Raw genomic sequence first — 13,756 nt, forward strand, 5'->3', positions numbered from 1 at the left:
TCCTTCCTGGCCGTACGGGCGCAAGATCAGCGTACGTCGCCGCCCGCCGTCTCCGACAGCACCCGCACGTCCCACGGCCCCAGCGGCAACTCGGCGCCGGCCTCGTGGGCGGAGCCGTCGAGCACATCCCGTACCGGGACCGGTACCCGCACCGCCGCCGGCTCCCACGCCCAGTTGTGCAGGAAACGAATCCGCCGCCCGTCGCGCGCGGTGGCGCCGGTCGAGGTGACGCCGGGCGGCAGGTCCGACCAGGGGCCGGGCGACGGCACGAGCCGGCGGAACAGGGCCTCGGCCAGCGCCGCGTTGGGGACGGTGCCGACATAGGTGATCCGGCCCTGCCCGTGCGCGCGAGTGGTGATCGCCGCGAACCGCCCGAAGTGCGGGTGTTCGTAACCGGCCAGCACCTCCGCGCCGTCCGCCTGCAGGCCGTCCGCCCACCGGGTGCCCGCCGCGCCTTCCGGGAACCCCGTCCCCCTGACCGGCACGTCCTCGCTCAGGTTGCTGAACTCGTCGTACCAGGCGCCCGCGGCGTCGGCGAACCTGCCCGGCTGGACGTCCCTGCGGGCCCGGGCCTCGGCGTCGGCGTAGCCGGTGCGCGGGCCGAGCACCAGATGGCCGCCCGCCGCCGCGTACGCCGTCAGCCGGTCCAGCGTGGCGTCGTCGGCCGCGTACAGCCCGGCGGCCACCAGCACCGGGTGCCGCGCGGCCAGCGCGGCCGGCTCCTCCGCGACCGCCTGGGCGGCGTGCACCACCCGCACCTGGCAGCCGGCGTCGAACGCGCCACGATAGAACGGCTCGAAGATGCCCTGGTAGGAGCGCTCGTCCGCCCCGCCGTCGGGCCGCCCCAGCGCGGGCTGGGCGCTCAGCGCCCACTTGCTCGGCGTGGAGTAGAGCAGCGCGACGTCCGCGTCCGGGATCAGCCCCTCGACCAACTCGCCCGCCGTCTCCAGCTCGGCCCCGATCCTGGCGATCTCCCGGTACGCCCGCCCCGGCCGCCCGCTGTGCGGCAGCACCCCGCCCCAGTACGTCTCCGTGCCGAACACCAGCGTCCGCCACTGCCAGTACTCGATCATGGAGGCGCCCCGGGACACGAGCGCCCACGCGGCCTGCCGCCACTGGCCGTCATAGGCGGGCAGGTTCACCCAGGACGGCCCGATGGCCTGCGCGTTCGTCTCGGTCACCAGGAACGGCTCCTGGCGCGAGGAGAACATCCGGTCCGCGCTGAGGTACAGCGCCCAGGTGCTCCTGGTCATCCAGCTCTGCGGCCCGTCCTGCGGCGCGGGATGCGCGAGGCCGTCCTGCATCGTGTAGTACGGGTTGCCCGCGGTGACGTCGAGCCGCCGGGTCAGCTCGTCGTCGGCCACCCCCGGCCGGTCATAGGCGATGCACGTGGTCACGAACTGCTCCGGCCGGGCGTACTCGCGCACGATGTCCGCCTGCCAGGCGATGAACTCGGTCACCTGGTCGGCCTGGAAACGCCGCCACGCCTGCGTGTACTGCGGCTGGGCGTTGCCGTCCGGCCGCCACAGGTCGGCCCAGTCCGACAGCCGGTGCGACCAGTAGACCAGGCCCCATTCCCGGTTGAGCGTCTCCACGTCGCCGTACCGGCCGCGCAGCCAGTCGACGAACCGCTGGAACACGCCGTGGTTGTGCAGCAGGTGCAGCCCCGGCTCGTTGTCGACCTGGAAGCCGATGACCGACGGGTGGCCGGCGTAGCGCTCGACGACCTTGCGGGTGATCCGCTCGGCGTGGAAGCGGAACGCCGGATGCGTGAAGTCCATCTCCTGGCGGGCGCCCCAGCCGATGCGCTGCCCGGTGCCCCGCTCACCGGCGATCTCCGGGTAGAGCCGGGCCAGCCACGGCGGCAGCGCGTACGTCGGCGTGCCCAGGATGACCCCGATGCCGCGCTCGTGCGCGCCGTCCAGCGCCGGCTGCAGCCAGTCGAGGTCGAAGCGGCCGTTCTCGGGCTCCCAGGTGGACCAGACCGACTCGCCGACCCGGATCACCGAGAAGCGCGCCTCCGCCATCAGGTCCAGGTCGGTCTTCAGCAGGTCGGCGGGGTGGTATTCGGGGTAGTAGGCGGCGCCGAAGAGTACTCGCGGCACGGATGTTCCCTTCCTTGTCACGGCTGCGTGGGAGGTGCGGTCGATCGGCGCACCACGAGGTGCGCGGGCAGGTCGCCGGGGGCGGGCCCGCCGGGGGAGCGCTCGATCTCGGCGGCGAGCAGCGCGAGGCCGTGGCGGGCGAGGGCCTCGAAGTCCTGGCGGACGGTGGTCAGCGGCGGCGACAGGTACGCCGCGGCCGGGATGTCGTCCATGCCGACCACGCTCACCTCCTCGGGCACCGCGCGACCGGCCTCGGCCAGGGCGCGCAGCACGCCGATCGCCATGTCGTCGTTGGCCGCGAACACCGCCGTGACCTCCGGGTCCGCCGCCAGCACCCGGCCCGCCGCGTACCCGGACGCCGGGGACCAGTCGCCCTCCAGCACCGGCGGCTCGGGGGCCCCGGCGGCGGCCAGCGCCTCCCGCCAGCCGCGCGCCCGGTCGCGCGCCGCCCACCACCGGTGCGGCCCCGCGACGTGCCGGACGGTGGCGTGGCCCAGCCGGAGCAGGTGCTCGGTCGCCTGCCTGCCCGCGTCCACGCCGGACGCGCCGGTGACCACCACGCGCGGCCCGTCGAGCCCGGGGATCGGCCGGAAGGTCAGCACGGGCACGTCCGGGTCGACGCGCAGCTCCTGGCCCCCATCGACGGGCCCGTCCATCGGGTCGGAGACCACGACCGCGTCCACGCCCTGGGCCAGCAGGGATTCGACCGCGTTCGAGACGCCGTCGCCCTCGCCCGTGAAAGCCACGGTGAACGCGTACCCGATCTGCCTGGCCCGCCGCTCCAACGCGACGAGCAGGGACGACGGGCCGTAGAGCGAGCTGCCGATGGAGGCCACCCCGATGCGGTGGAAGCGGCCCAGGTGGAGCGCCCGGGCGGCGGCGTTGCGGCGGTAGCCGAGCTCGCGCGCCGCCGCCAGCACCCGTTCGCGGACCTCGTCGCTGACGTACGGCTCGCCGTTGAGCACCCGCGAGACCGTCTTCTGCGACACGCCCGCCAGGGCGGCGACGTCGGTGCTGCTCGGGGGCCTGCGCTTGGCGTCGGACATCGGCGAGCTCCTTATGACTACGTAGTCAGACTCGTCGGCGGGGGCGCCGATGTCAAGAGCGGGCGCTATCCTTTCGGATGATGTGAACATCTGAATGGCGGGAGCGTGCTTCGATGGTCAGGCTGACCCGGGCGCAACAGCAGGAACGCACCCGAGCGGCCGTGCTGGCGGCGGCGAGGGAGGAGTTCGCCGAGCGCGGATACGCCGAGGCCAAGGTCGACCGGATCGCGGAGCGGGCCGAGCTGACCCGCGGCGCGGTCTACTCGAACTTCCCCGGCAAGCGCGCCCTCTACCTGGCGGTCCTGGTCGACTCGCTCGGTCCCGCCGAGCCGGCCGAAGGCCCGCCGCCGCCGGGCGTGGCCGAGGCGCTGGGCACGTTCGCCCGCGGGTGGCTCGAACGGCTGCCCTTGACCGGCGACACCCCCGCAGGGGGCAAGCTGCAGCTGCGCTCGCTGGCCGGCGTGTTCGACGACGAACCCGGCCGCGGCGCGCTGGCGCAGATCGCCGCTCTGGAGGCGCGGCTGCTCGCGTTCGCGCTGGAGCCGTGCGCACCGCGCCACGCGCGGCGGGTACGGCTGGCCGAGCTGGTCCTCACGCTGCTGAGCGGGGCCGCCCACCTGGCCGACACGGCGCCGGGCTTCGGCGACCCCTTCGACGTGGCCCACGCCTGCCGCCACCTGGCCGCCCTCGACCTCGCCGACACGTGGGCCCCGCCGCACCTGCCCTTCGTCGCCCCCGCGCGACCCGTCCAGGAATCCTGGGAGCCGCCCGCGGAGCCGCTCGATGAGCTCACCGGCCGCCCGGCCGGGCTGGACGCCGACGGGGTGATCGCCGTCCTGGGGACCAGCCGGTTGGAGGCGGCCGAGGAGGCCGTGCGCGCCGCCCGCCCGGGGGATCGGATCACCATCGCGGTGGTGACGGGCGATCCCGCCGAAACGGGGCGTCTCGTCCGGCTCAGGCTCGGCGACGTCGCCGGGGGCCTGCGACGGGTGTTCGGCGCGGATCCCCTGCCTGGGCTGCGCCTGGTCATCGACGAGCACGCCGCCGTGGCGGCGGCCGCCGGGGTCCCGGACGCGGGCGACGCCACCGAGGCCGCGGTACGCGTACGGGCAGGCAAGATCGTCGCCCGCGCCGGCGGCCGGGGCGCCGCCCACGCCGCGGCGAGCGCGGGCGACCCGACCACCACGAGACCCTGAACGGACCGGGGGCGCCCGCCGGCAGGCCGAGCGCCCCAGGACGCGGGCCGTCAGCGAACGTAGATGTTCGGCCTGGGCGGGGTCGGCATGCCGTCGCCGATGAAGAAGCTCGTGTGCGGCGGCTGGTTGTAGGCGGTGTTCTGCCACGCGACCGACACCCGGTACAGCGGGTCGTGCATCAGGGTGTAGATGCGGCGGTCGGTGGGCGTGGTCGTGGCGTGGACGCGCAGCGCGCGGTTGTCGCTGGTGGGCCAGATGACCTCTTCGCGCCAGTCGCCGAACAGGTCGGCCGACAGCGACGGGGTGGCCTTGGTGCCGTTGTTGGAGTGCACGCCGGAGGCGGTCAGCAGGCGGGTGTCGGCGCTGGTGCCGTACTTGTCGATCCTGGTCTGGTCGAGCAGCTCCCGGAGCGGGTCGGCGTCCCACCACACGAGGAAGTTGACCGAGGACGGCTTGCGGCCGGCGTTGTTGCCGGTGACGCTGCGCAGGTTGGCGTCGGCGGCGGACCAGAACTCACCGGCGATCCTGACCGTCGAGATGTCGCCGGCCACGCCGCGGCCGTTGTCGGCGTTGGCGGGGGTGGACCAGAGGATCTGGCCGGTGCGCGGGTCGATGTAGAGCGAGGACGGCTGGGAGCCCGACTCGCTCACCTTGAAGTACTCCAGGCCCGCCCTGGCCGGGTCGAAGTCGCCGAGGTGCTGGGCGTCGCCGTGGCCGGTACCGGTGGTCCACATGCCGGTGCCGTTGTCGTTGACGGCCATGGCGCCGTACACGATCTCGTCCCTGCCGTCCTGGTCGACGTCGCCGACGGACAGGCTGTGGCTGCCCTGGCCGGTCCACTGGGAGCCCGCCGAGTTGCTGTCGAACGTCCAGCGCTTGGTGAGCGTGCCGTTGCGGAAGTCCCAGGCGGCGATGACCGAACGGGTGTAGTAGCCGCGGGCCATGATCAGGGAGGGGCGTTCGCCGTCCAGGTACGCCGTCCCGGCCAGGAAGCGGTCCACCCGGTTGCCGTAGGAGTCGCCCCAGCTCGACACGGTGCCGCGCGGCGGGTCGTAGGAGACCGTGGACCTGGCCGCGCCGCTCTGCCCGTCGAACATCGTCAGGAACTCGGGGCCGGACAGGACGTAGCCGCTGGAGTTGCGGTAGTCGGCCGAGGAGTTGCCGATGACCGTGCCGGCCCCGTCCCTGGTGCCGTCGGCGGTCTTCATCGCGACCTCGGCCCGGCCGTCGCCGTCGTAGTCGTACACCTGGAACTGGGTGTAGTGGGCGCCCGCGCGGATGTTGCGGCCCAGGTCGATGCGCCACAGGCGGGTGCCGTCCAGCCGGTACGCGTCCACGTACACGTTGCCGGTGTAGCCCGACTGGGAGTTGTCCTTGGCGTTGGACGGGTCCCACTTGAGCACGATCTCGTACCGGCCGTCGCCGTCCATGTCGCCCACGCCGGCGTCGTTGGCGCTGTAGGTGTAGGCGACGCCGTCCGGGGTCGTGCCGCCCGACGGCGGCTGGATCGGCACGTCGAGGTAAGAGCCGCCGGTGAAGCGGAGCGAGGCGGGCGAGGCGGCCTGCTCGCTCCCGCCGGCCACGGCCCTGACCGTGTACGAGGCGTCGGCGGCGGCGCCGTTGTCGAGGTGGTTGGTGGAGGCGGTGAGGTTCGTGGCGACCCTGGTGGAGCCCCGGTAGACGTTGAACGCGACGCCGTCGGGGTCGGTGCCGAGCAGCCGCCAGGACACGAGGTTGCCCGATCCGGACCGGACGCTGATCAGGCCGCGGTCGAGGTCCTCCATCTGCTTGGTGGGCGGGGCGGCCTGGGCGGGGTTGATCGCCGTGGTAGCCAGGGCGAGGACCGCCGCCGCGCCGGCCAGTCGTAAGCGCATTCGCTTCTTTCCCTTCTTGGTAAGCGCTTTCCCGATGGGCGAAAAAAGAAAGTTTCATCGGGGTGTTAGCGTTAACGGACGCAGGCCGGGGTCGCGGATGTCAGGGACGAATGTCAGACCTGCGGAAATGGCCACAATGTCTCCTCGTCGGCGAACGGGGGCGCCGCGCCCGCGGCCCGGCGTATTAAAGCGGCCCCGTCTCGGCGCCGCAAGGGCCCGTTGTCATGAGGCCACGTCAGGTGAGGGCGTCCAGCGCGCGGTCGACGTCGTCGGCGGTGGTGTAGACGTGGAAGCCGGCCCGCACCTTGCCCGCCCGTACGGCCGCGCGGATGCCGGCCGCCTCCAGGCGCTCGCCAGGGGCGTCCACGGAGACGATGGCCGAGTCGGACGGTTCGAGGCCGAGCCCGGCCCTGAAACGGTTGGCCAGGGCGACGTCGTGGTCGCGGATCCGCTCGATGCCGAGCTCGTTGAGCAGCTCGATGGCCGGGGCGGCGCCGACGTACGAGAACCAGGCCGGCGACAGGTCGAACGCGCGGGCGTCCGGCGCGAGCCGCAGCGGCGGGCCGTAGTAGGAGCCGCCCTCGTCGGCCCCGGCGTACCAGCCGGCGGCCAGCGGGCGCATGCGCTCGCGCAGGCGGGGCGACAGGTAGCCGAACGCGGCCCCGCGCGGCGCCATCAGCCACTTGTACGCGGCGCAGGCCAGCGCGTCGATGCCTTCGACGCCGACCGGCAGCCAGCCGCAGGCCTGCGAGGCGTCGGCGATGACCAGCGCGTCATGATCGCGGGCGGCGGCCACGATGTCCTGGAGCGGGGCGACGTACCCGGTGGCGGACTGGACGAGGCTGAAGGCGACGGCGGCGGTGGAGCCGTCGACGGCGTCGGCCAGCCGGTCGGCGGGCACGGTCTCGACCTCGGCGGCCACTGCCCACGGGAACAGGTTGCTGGTGAACTCGATCTCCGGCACCAGGACGCGCGCCCCCGGCGGCAGCGCGGTGGCGACCGTGGACATGATCTGGGAGACGGTGGAGCTGATCGTGACGTCGGCGGCGGGCGCGCCGACGAGCCGGGCGAAGGCCGCGCGGGAACGGCCCACGAAGGCGTCCCATGGTTTCCAGTCGCTGCTGCCGTGCCGCCATTCGGACAGGACGGCCTGGAGCTCTTCGAAGGCGCGGCGAGGAGGCAGGCCGTAGGAGGCGGTGTTGAGCCAGCCCGGGTCGGCGTCCCAGAGCTTGCCCGCCGAGGAGATGTCCATGGAGCCAGCCTAAGTTCGCCGTCCGCTGGCGGCGCGCTGCGCGCGAGCACGTCAGCCGGGACGTTTCAGCAGGCGGTCGATGACCAGGCGGGTGACCTTCTCGGCGTTCCCGGCGATGGAGCCGTCCGGGTCCACACCCACCGAGCGGCCGTACTCGACCGTTCCGTGGAGGTTGCTCAGCCGGAACTCGTACGTCACCCGGTACCGTCTGAAGCCCCTCGTCGTGCCGTCGACATAGGTGAACGCGTCGTGCGCCAGGCCCTCGACCTCGCGATAGCCCGTGTGCAGCCGGGACGCCACCCGCTTCGAGAGATCGAACGTGCCGTCCGACATCGCCACGCTGTCCAGAGTGTCCAGCGTGATGGACAGCTCACCGCGCCTGGCCTCCGGGATCGCGTAGTCGCTCTTCCACGAGCACGAGGTGAAGCCGCCTTTCTCGTACGTGAACGGCTTGCCCGCCGAGGGTGTGAGCTCGAGAACGAGTTCCTCGGAGACCAGCGTGCACGGTTTGAGTGGTTTGGTGAACGGCGGGATGTCGTCCGGCACGGGCACGGCGGCCTGCGTGCCCGAGGCGGCGGCCGAGGGAGCCGCGGTCGAGCCGACCGGGACGAGCAGCGCGAGGCCCGCACCCAGGGCCGCGGCGGCGGCCACGGCGGGGACCAGCGAGGTCGGCTTGAAACGCCGTGAGCGCTCGGGCGGGGCCGGGAGAGGGGCGGGGTCGTCGGCGGGGACGGGGTGGCCGACGATCTCGACGCCACCGACCGTGACGGTCGCGACCTCGAAGGCGGGTCGCGCGGCGGCGCCCTGCAGAACCGCGCGGACGGTGGCGGCGTCCGGGCGGCGGGCCGGGCCGGGGGCGAGCAGGTCGCGCAGGAGGGCGGTGAAGGGGTCCTTCGCCTCGATCGCGATCCCCTGCCGCACGGCCTCCGTGGTGGCCGCCGGGGTGGCCCGGACGAACGGCGGCCTGCCGAGCGCCGCCGTATAGAGGATCGCGCCGAGAGCCCACAGATCGGCGGCCGGTCCCGGCACGGTCCTGTCGCGGGCGGGTCCTCGCACGGGTCCGGCGGCATCGCCGTCAGCGGGCCCGGGCGCGGCCTCCTCCCGGGCGGGCTCTGACGTGGATTCGGGGGCTGGGCCGCCGGTGGCCTCCGGTGCGGTGAAGCCCGGCAGCCTGCCGGCCGTCTCCCCGGCGAGGGCGGGGATGGCGAAGTCGTTCAGCACCACGTGGCCGCCCGGGGCCAGCAGGACGTTGCCCGGGTGCAGGTTGCCGTGGGTGACGCCGTGCCGGTGCGCGTACGACAGGGCGTCCAGCACCCGCAGGCCGATCGCGGCGGCCGCGGCGGGGCCGAGGGCGGCGCGCTGATGGAGTTCGGCGCGCAGGGACCAGCCGTTGACGACCGGGGAGAGGACCCACACCTGGCCGCCCTCGCCGACGACCTCGTAGACCGGGTGGATCGACGGGTGCCGCAGGCCCCCTGCGGCCATGGCCTGCCGGCGTACCTCGTCGAGCAGGCCCTGCGGGAGCGGCAGGCGCTTGGCCGCCACCTCCATGCCGGTGCGGCGGTCGAACACCCGCAGGGCGCGGCCGGGGGCGCCCGGGGCGAGGGGGCCGATGGGGTGGAAGCGCTCGCCGGTCATGAGCTTCCCTGGAGTCTGGCCGCGGTCGTGCGTGCCGCGCGCATGGCGGTGTCCCGCATCTCCGAGGTGACCTCGGGACCGTTCTCCATCACGGACACCTCGATCACCATCGTACGGACGCGCAGCCAGACGTGGCTGCTCACGCTGGACAGGATGCCCACGGTGGAGTCCTGGGAGAAGCACTCGTCACCGAGGCCGGGGACGTTCTTGACGGGGGTGGTGACCGCGCGCTCCACCTTCGAAGTGCCCGTCTGCGACTGCCGGCGCTTGCGGAGGGCGTCGAACACCTTGCGGGCGGTGGCCACGTCCGGCTGGGTCTTGATCGTCACGGCGGCGCCGTCGACGGTGACGGAGCACGTGGACGACTTGCTCGGGAGCACCCGGTCCGTGGGGACGACCGTCGCGCACGGGTCGGGGGAAGGGGCCGCCGCCGGGGTTCGCGACGGGCTCGGGGCCGCGATGGTGGTGGTGGCGGCGGTCGGGCCGCGCGTCGTGGTGCCGGGCCTGGCCATGGCGAGGGTCACCACGGTGACGATCAGCGCGGTCGCGGCGGCGACGGACAGCCAGAGCGTACGGTTCGTGCCGGTGGAGCTGACCTTGGTGGGTGCGGTGGGCGCCTCGGCCGCCATGGCCGCCGCGCGGGCCGCCGCCTGCGTCAGGACGGCACGGATCTCCGCCCCGTCGCGCGCCCCGGCGAGTGCGGCCCGGAACGCGGCCGCCTCCCGCAGCCTGGGAAGGAGGGCTGAGGAGGCGGCCACGTCGTCCGGCCGGGGCGTGGCGCCCCCGTCCAGGGCGAACATGAGCGTGGCGACGAGCATGCGCATGTCCGCGGCGGTGGTGGAAGCGGCGGTGATCGAGGGGGCGGCGGTGGTGCCGAGGCCGGTGAGCACGGTCTCGCCGGTGGCGGCGACGAGGACGTTGCCCGGCGTGACCGCGCCGTGCACGTGCCCGCGCGCGTGGACGACGGCCAGCGCGTCGAGCAGCCGCAGCCCCATCGCGGCGACCCGGCCGGGCTCCAGCGGCCCTTCGGCGGCGGAGACCCGGTCGAGCGAGCCGCCCCGGATGAGGTCCATGACGACCCAGAGCTGAGGTCCGGTGGCGATGACGTCGTGCACGGTGACGAGCCCGGGGTGGCTCAGCGACGCCGCGAACCTGGCCGCCGCCAGCACGCGCTCCCGCTCCCGCTCACCCGACCCGGACCCCGACCCCGGGCCGGGGTCCGGCCGCTCGCCCGTCGTCGCGTCCCGTCCGGAGCGGGCCGGGGTGGCGGTGAGGGGGATGCGCTTTACGGCCACGTCGCGGTGCAGCACCGCGTCCCTGGCCAGCCAGGTGCCGCCGCCCGGCCCGAGCGGCTCGACCAGGTTGTAGCGTCCCGCCAGGAGTACGGTGCCCTTCATCGCGTCAACGCCTCGACGATCGAGCGGGCCGCGGCGCCCGCCTGCCCGGACAGCGCGGGGTCCGTGGCGACCTCGTGCTCCAGCGTGAGCTCGGCCACCAGGTTGCTCACCCGGAAGACGATCACGGCCTTGGACTCCGGACGGCGATCGTCGGTGACGGTCCAGGTCATCGCCTCATCGCCGATCCCCTTGAGTTCGGTGATCTCGGAGGTCTTGCCCAGGACGGAGGACTTCCTGCTCCGTTCGGCCTCGTCCCGCCGCGAGTCGAAGTCGTCGGCGGCCAGCGCGACCTCCGCATGGGTGTCCGTCGGCTCCTGCACCTCCAGTTCGAGCCGCAGCGAGCGCGATTCCTTGGCCAGGCTCCGATGCCAGGTGCACTCCGCGTCCTCCCTGGGCATGATCAACGCCTTCGGGACGGCTGTGGCGGCCTGCTCCGGGGTGAGGAGGCCGCACGCGCGGGGCAGGGCGGCGAACCTCCCCGCCGCGGCCGTCGCCGACGCCCCGGCGGCGACGGATGCGGGGGCCGGGGAGGTCCTTCCGAGCTGGGGCACGACGACGGCACCCGCGCCCACCAGGGCCGCGACGACGAGGGCGCCCAGCGCGACCGGCAGCCGCACGCCGCCGGGTGGGGTGGCCCGCGGTGGTTCGGGGAGTACGGCTGTGGCGGCCGGCCCCTGCGCGACCGCCTCCAGCCAGCCCCGGAGCCGTTCGGCATCGGGACGCTCGTGCGGGTCCTTGTCCAGCGCGGCGGCCAGCACCGGCCACAGCACGCTTCGCGAGGGGGCGGGCGGCTCGGTGAGGACGGCGCCCAGCGTGGCGACGGCGCTCTCCCTGGCGAACGGGCCGCGCCCTTCGACGGCGGTGTAGAGGGTGGCGGCCAGCGACCAGAGATCCGAGGCCGGTCCCGCAGCCTCCGACCAGGCATCCGAACCGGGCCCACCGGGCCGGGACGACGTCGGGCCGGTGGGCCGGATCCCGGCAGGGTCCGTGGCGGCAGGGCCGACCGGGGCCGTGGGTTGGCTGGCGGTGCGGCCCGCCGGGTTCGTGGGTGGGACGGCGGTGCGGTCCGTGGCGTCCGGTGCGGCGGCGTACAGGCATTCGGGGGCCGTGTAGCCCGGCGTGCCGACCGGCGTGCCGGGCAGGCCGCCCACCAGGGTGGCGATGCCGAAGTCCGACAGCACCACGCGCCCGTCCCCCGCCAGCAGCACGTTGGCCGGCTTGACGTCCCGATGCAGCACCCCCGCCGCGTGCGTGGCCGCCAGCGCCGACAGCACCCGCAGCCCGATCTCGGCCGCGCGGCGCGCGGGCAGCGGCCCGTTCTCGCGGATGACCTGCTCCAGGGAGGCCCCGTGGACCAGCTCCATCACGATCGCCGGATCCCCGTCCTCGACGATCAGGTCGTGCACGGCCACGATCGAGGGATGCCGCAGCGCGGCGGCGGTCCTCGCCTCGGACAGCGCGCGCTCGCACAGGGCCGCCCGCGCCTCGGGGTCCAGGCCGGGCGCCAGCCGCACCCGCTTGACCGCCACCTCCCGTCCGAGGCTCTCGTCGAGGCCACGCCAGACGACGCCCATCCCGCCCTCGCCGACGCGCTCGATGAGCCGGTACCTGCCTCCGATCAGCGACGTCATGTCACCCCCGTCTGCTCAGCGCGGCGGCGGTCAGCTTGGCGGCCCGCAGCGCGGCCGAGCGCACCCGCGCCGCCTCCGTGCCGTCGAAGTCGGCGTACTGCACCTCCACGACCATGTTGCTGACCCGGAACATGACGTTCGACCTGACCATGGTCCCCGACCGCCGGTCGGAGACGTCGTACTGGAACGCCTCCTCACCGACCCCGGCCACCGGGGCGGCGGCGGTGGACGTGGTCCCGATCGGCCACTGCATCCCGACGTCGCCCCACTGCCACACCCCTCCGCTGGACGCGTCGGCGTGGATGGTGCGCTTGTTGAGGAACTCCTCGTGCGCCTCCACGGGCAGGGCCTCCCAGTAGTCCTTGTTCTGGGCCTTGGTGGGCTCGACGGAGAGCCCGACCTTCCGCTTCGTCCAGGCGCAGCCGTCCTCCGAATGGCTCCGCTTCAGCGCGCGCCCGTACGTCGTCTGCTTGACCTGCGCGTCGGTGAGCAGCGTGCAGAAGTCGACCGGCACCGTGAACCTGCCCTTCGACGGCGTGGCGGCGGTCGGGGGCGCGGCGGCGGACGCGAGCGGGGCGCTCGCGCTCGGCGGTGGCGGGTCGGGGGTGTTGCGGGCGACGCCGTACCAGGCGAGGACTCCGACGACGGCGAGCCCAGTGATGGCGGCCACCACCGGGACGGCCCGGCCGGGCCGCGCGAGCGGACGCCGGGGACGGTCCACGGGCGCCGGTACGCCGGAGGCGGCGGCCTCCAGCCACCGACCGGCCGAAGCGGGCTCCGGCCGGTCGGCGGCCTCGCGCGACAGCATGCGCAGCAGCACCGGCCCCAGCACGGGACCGGCCCGCCCGGACGCCGGCGGATCCTCGGTGAGCACCCGGTGCAGCGTCACGAGCGGCGACGCGGAGTGGAAGGGCGAGGTGCCCTCCACCGCCGTGTACAGCGTGGCGGCCAGCGACCACAGGTCCGACAGCGGCCCGCCGCGCTCGCCCCGTAACCGCTCGGGCGCGATGAACCCGGGCGAGCCGATCAGCAGCCCCGACTGCGTGATGGTGACCTGCCCGTCGATCCTGGCGATGCCGAAGTCCGTCAGCACCGCCCGGCCGTCGTCGCAGAGGAACACGTTGCCGGGTTTGACGTCGCGGTGCTGGATGCCCTGCCGGTGCGCGACCGACAGGGCCGTCAGCAGGTCGGCGCCGAGCCGGGCCACCCGCTCGGGCGCCCACGGGCCGTCGTCGCGGATCGCCTCCTGCAGGGTGCGCCCGCGAAGCAGCTCCATGACGATCCATGGACGGCCGTCCTCGGAGAACACGTCGTGAACGGCGGCGATCCCCGGATGGCTCAGCCGCGCCGCCGCGTACGCCTCGCGCACCGTGCGCTCGCACAGCTCGGCGCGATCCTCCGCGCCGAGGTCGGGCGAGAGCAGCACCTCCTTGACCGCGACCTCGCGGTCGAGGCTCTCGTCACGGGCCAGCCAGACGGTGCCCATGCCGCCTCGGCCGAGCGCACGGATCAGCCGGTAGCGCTCGGACAACAGGGATCCGGGGGGATTGTCGATCATCGTTGGTCACATGGTCGTCGTTGGTACGATGCGTCGGCCAGACCCTTTGCAGCCTAGTG

9 protein-coding genes are annotated in these 13,756 nt (G+C 74.2%); 1 reads left to right on the plus strand and 8 read right to left on the minus strand.

What is annotated here, in order from left to right; translation table 11 throughout:
* Window positions 1-26: 26 nt before the first annotated feature.
* Window positions 27-2,105, minus strand: coding sequence for a beta-galactosidase (locus ACIBQ1_RS43730; protein WP_397286670.1), 2,079 nt, complete (start codon window positions 2,103-2,105; stop codon window positions 27-29).
* A gap of 17 nt (window positions 2,106-2,122) precedes the next feature.
* Window positions 2,123-3,151 carry a LacI family DNA-binding transcriptional regulator gene (locus ACIBQ1_RS43735; RefSeq protein WP_397286672.1) on the minus strand — a complete coding sequence of 343 codons (1,029 nt, stop codon included), beginning with the start codon at window positions 3,149-3,151 and terminating at the stop codon, window positions 2,123-2,125.
* Between the two features lie 113 nt (window positions 3,152-3,264).
* On the opposite strand from ACIBQ1_RS43735, the gene ACIBQ1_RS43740 reads away from it, so the two are divergent.
* Window positions 3,265-4,347 carry a TetR/AcrR family transcriptional regulator gene (locus ACIBQ1_RS43740; protein WP_397286674.1) on the plus strand — a complete coding sequence of 361 codons (1,083 nt, stop codon included), beginning with the start codon at window positions 3,265-3,267 and terminating at the stop codon, window positions 4,345-4,347.
* 50 nt (window positions 4,348-4,397) lie between these two features.
* Here the strand turns inward: ACIBQ1_RS43740 and ACIBQ1_RS43745 are convergent, their stop codons facing one another.
* From ACIBQ1_RS43745 to ACIBQ1_RS43770, 6 genes are all read right to left on the minus strand, one after another.
* A complete protein-coding gene (locus ACIBQ1_RS43745) occupies window positions 4,398-6,221 on the minus strand; it encodes a rhamnogalacturonan lyase (RefSeq protein ID WP_397286676.1) in 1,824 nt (607 codons plus the stop codon).
* 235 nt (window positions 6,222-6,456) lie between these two features.
* Entirely contained in the window at window positions 6,457-7,473 is a 1,017-nt protein-coding gene (locus tag ACIBQ1_RS43750; RefSeq protein WP_397286678.1) for an aminotransferase class V-fold PLP-dependent enzyme, read from the minus strand.
* Between the two features lie 51 nt (window positions 7,474-7,524).
* Window positions 7,525-9,111 (minus strand): protein kinase, encoded by a 1,587-nt coding sequence (locus ACIBQ1_RS43755; RefSeq protein WP_397286680.1) that lies wholly within the window; start codon window positions 9,109-9,111, stop codon window positions 7,525-7,527.
* Window positions 9,108-10,508 (minus strand): protein kinase, encoded by a 1,401-nt coding sequence (locus ACIBQ1_RS43760; RefSeq protein ID WP_397286682.1) that lies wholly within the window; start codon window positions 10,506-10,508, stop codon window positions 9,108-9,110. Before ACIBQ1_RS43760 ends, ACIBQ1_RS43755 begins: the two co-directional genes overlap by 4 nt.
* Entirely contained in the window at window positions 10,505-12,139 is a 1,635-nt protein-coding gene (locus tag ACIBQ1_RS43765; protein ID WP_397286684.1) for a protein kinase, read from the minus strand. Before ACIBQ1_RS43765 ends, ACIBQ1_RS43760 begins: the two co-directional genes overlap by 4 nt.
* Before the next feature lies 1 nt (window position 12,140).
* A complete protein-coding gene (locus tag ACIBQ1_RS43770) occupies window positions 12,141-13,697 on the minus strand; it encodes a serine/threonine-protein kinase (protein ID WP_397286686.1) in 1,557 nt (518 codons plus the stop codon).
* Window positions 13,698-13,756: the final 59 nt, after the last annotated feature.

The sequence above is a fragment of the Nonomuraea sp. NPDC050153 genome (assembly GCF_044460125.1).
In the GTDB taxonomy this organism is placed as follows: domain Bacteria; phylum Actinomycetota; class Actinomycetes; order Streptosporangiales; family Streptosporangiaceae; genus Nonomuraea.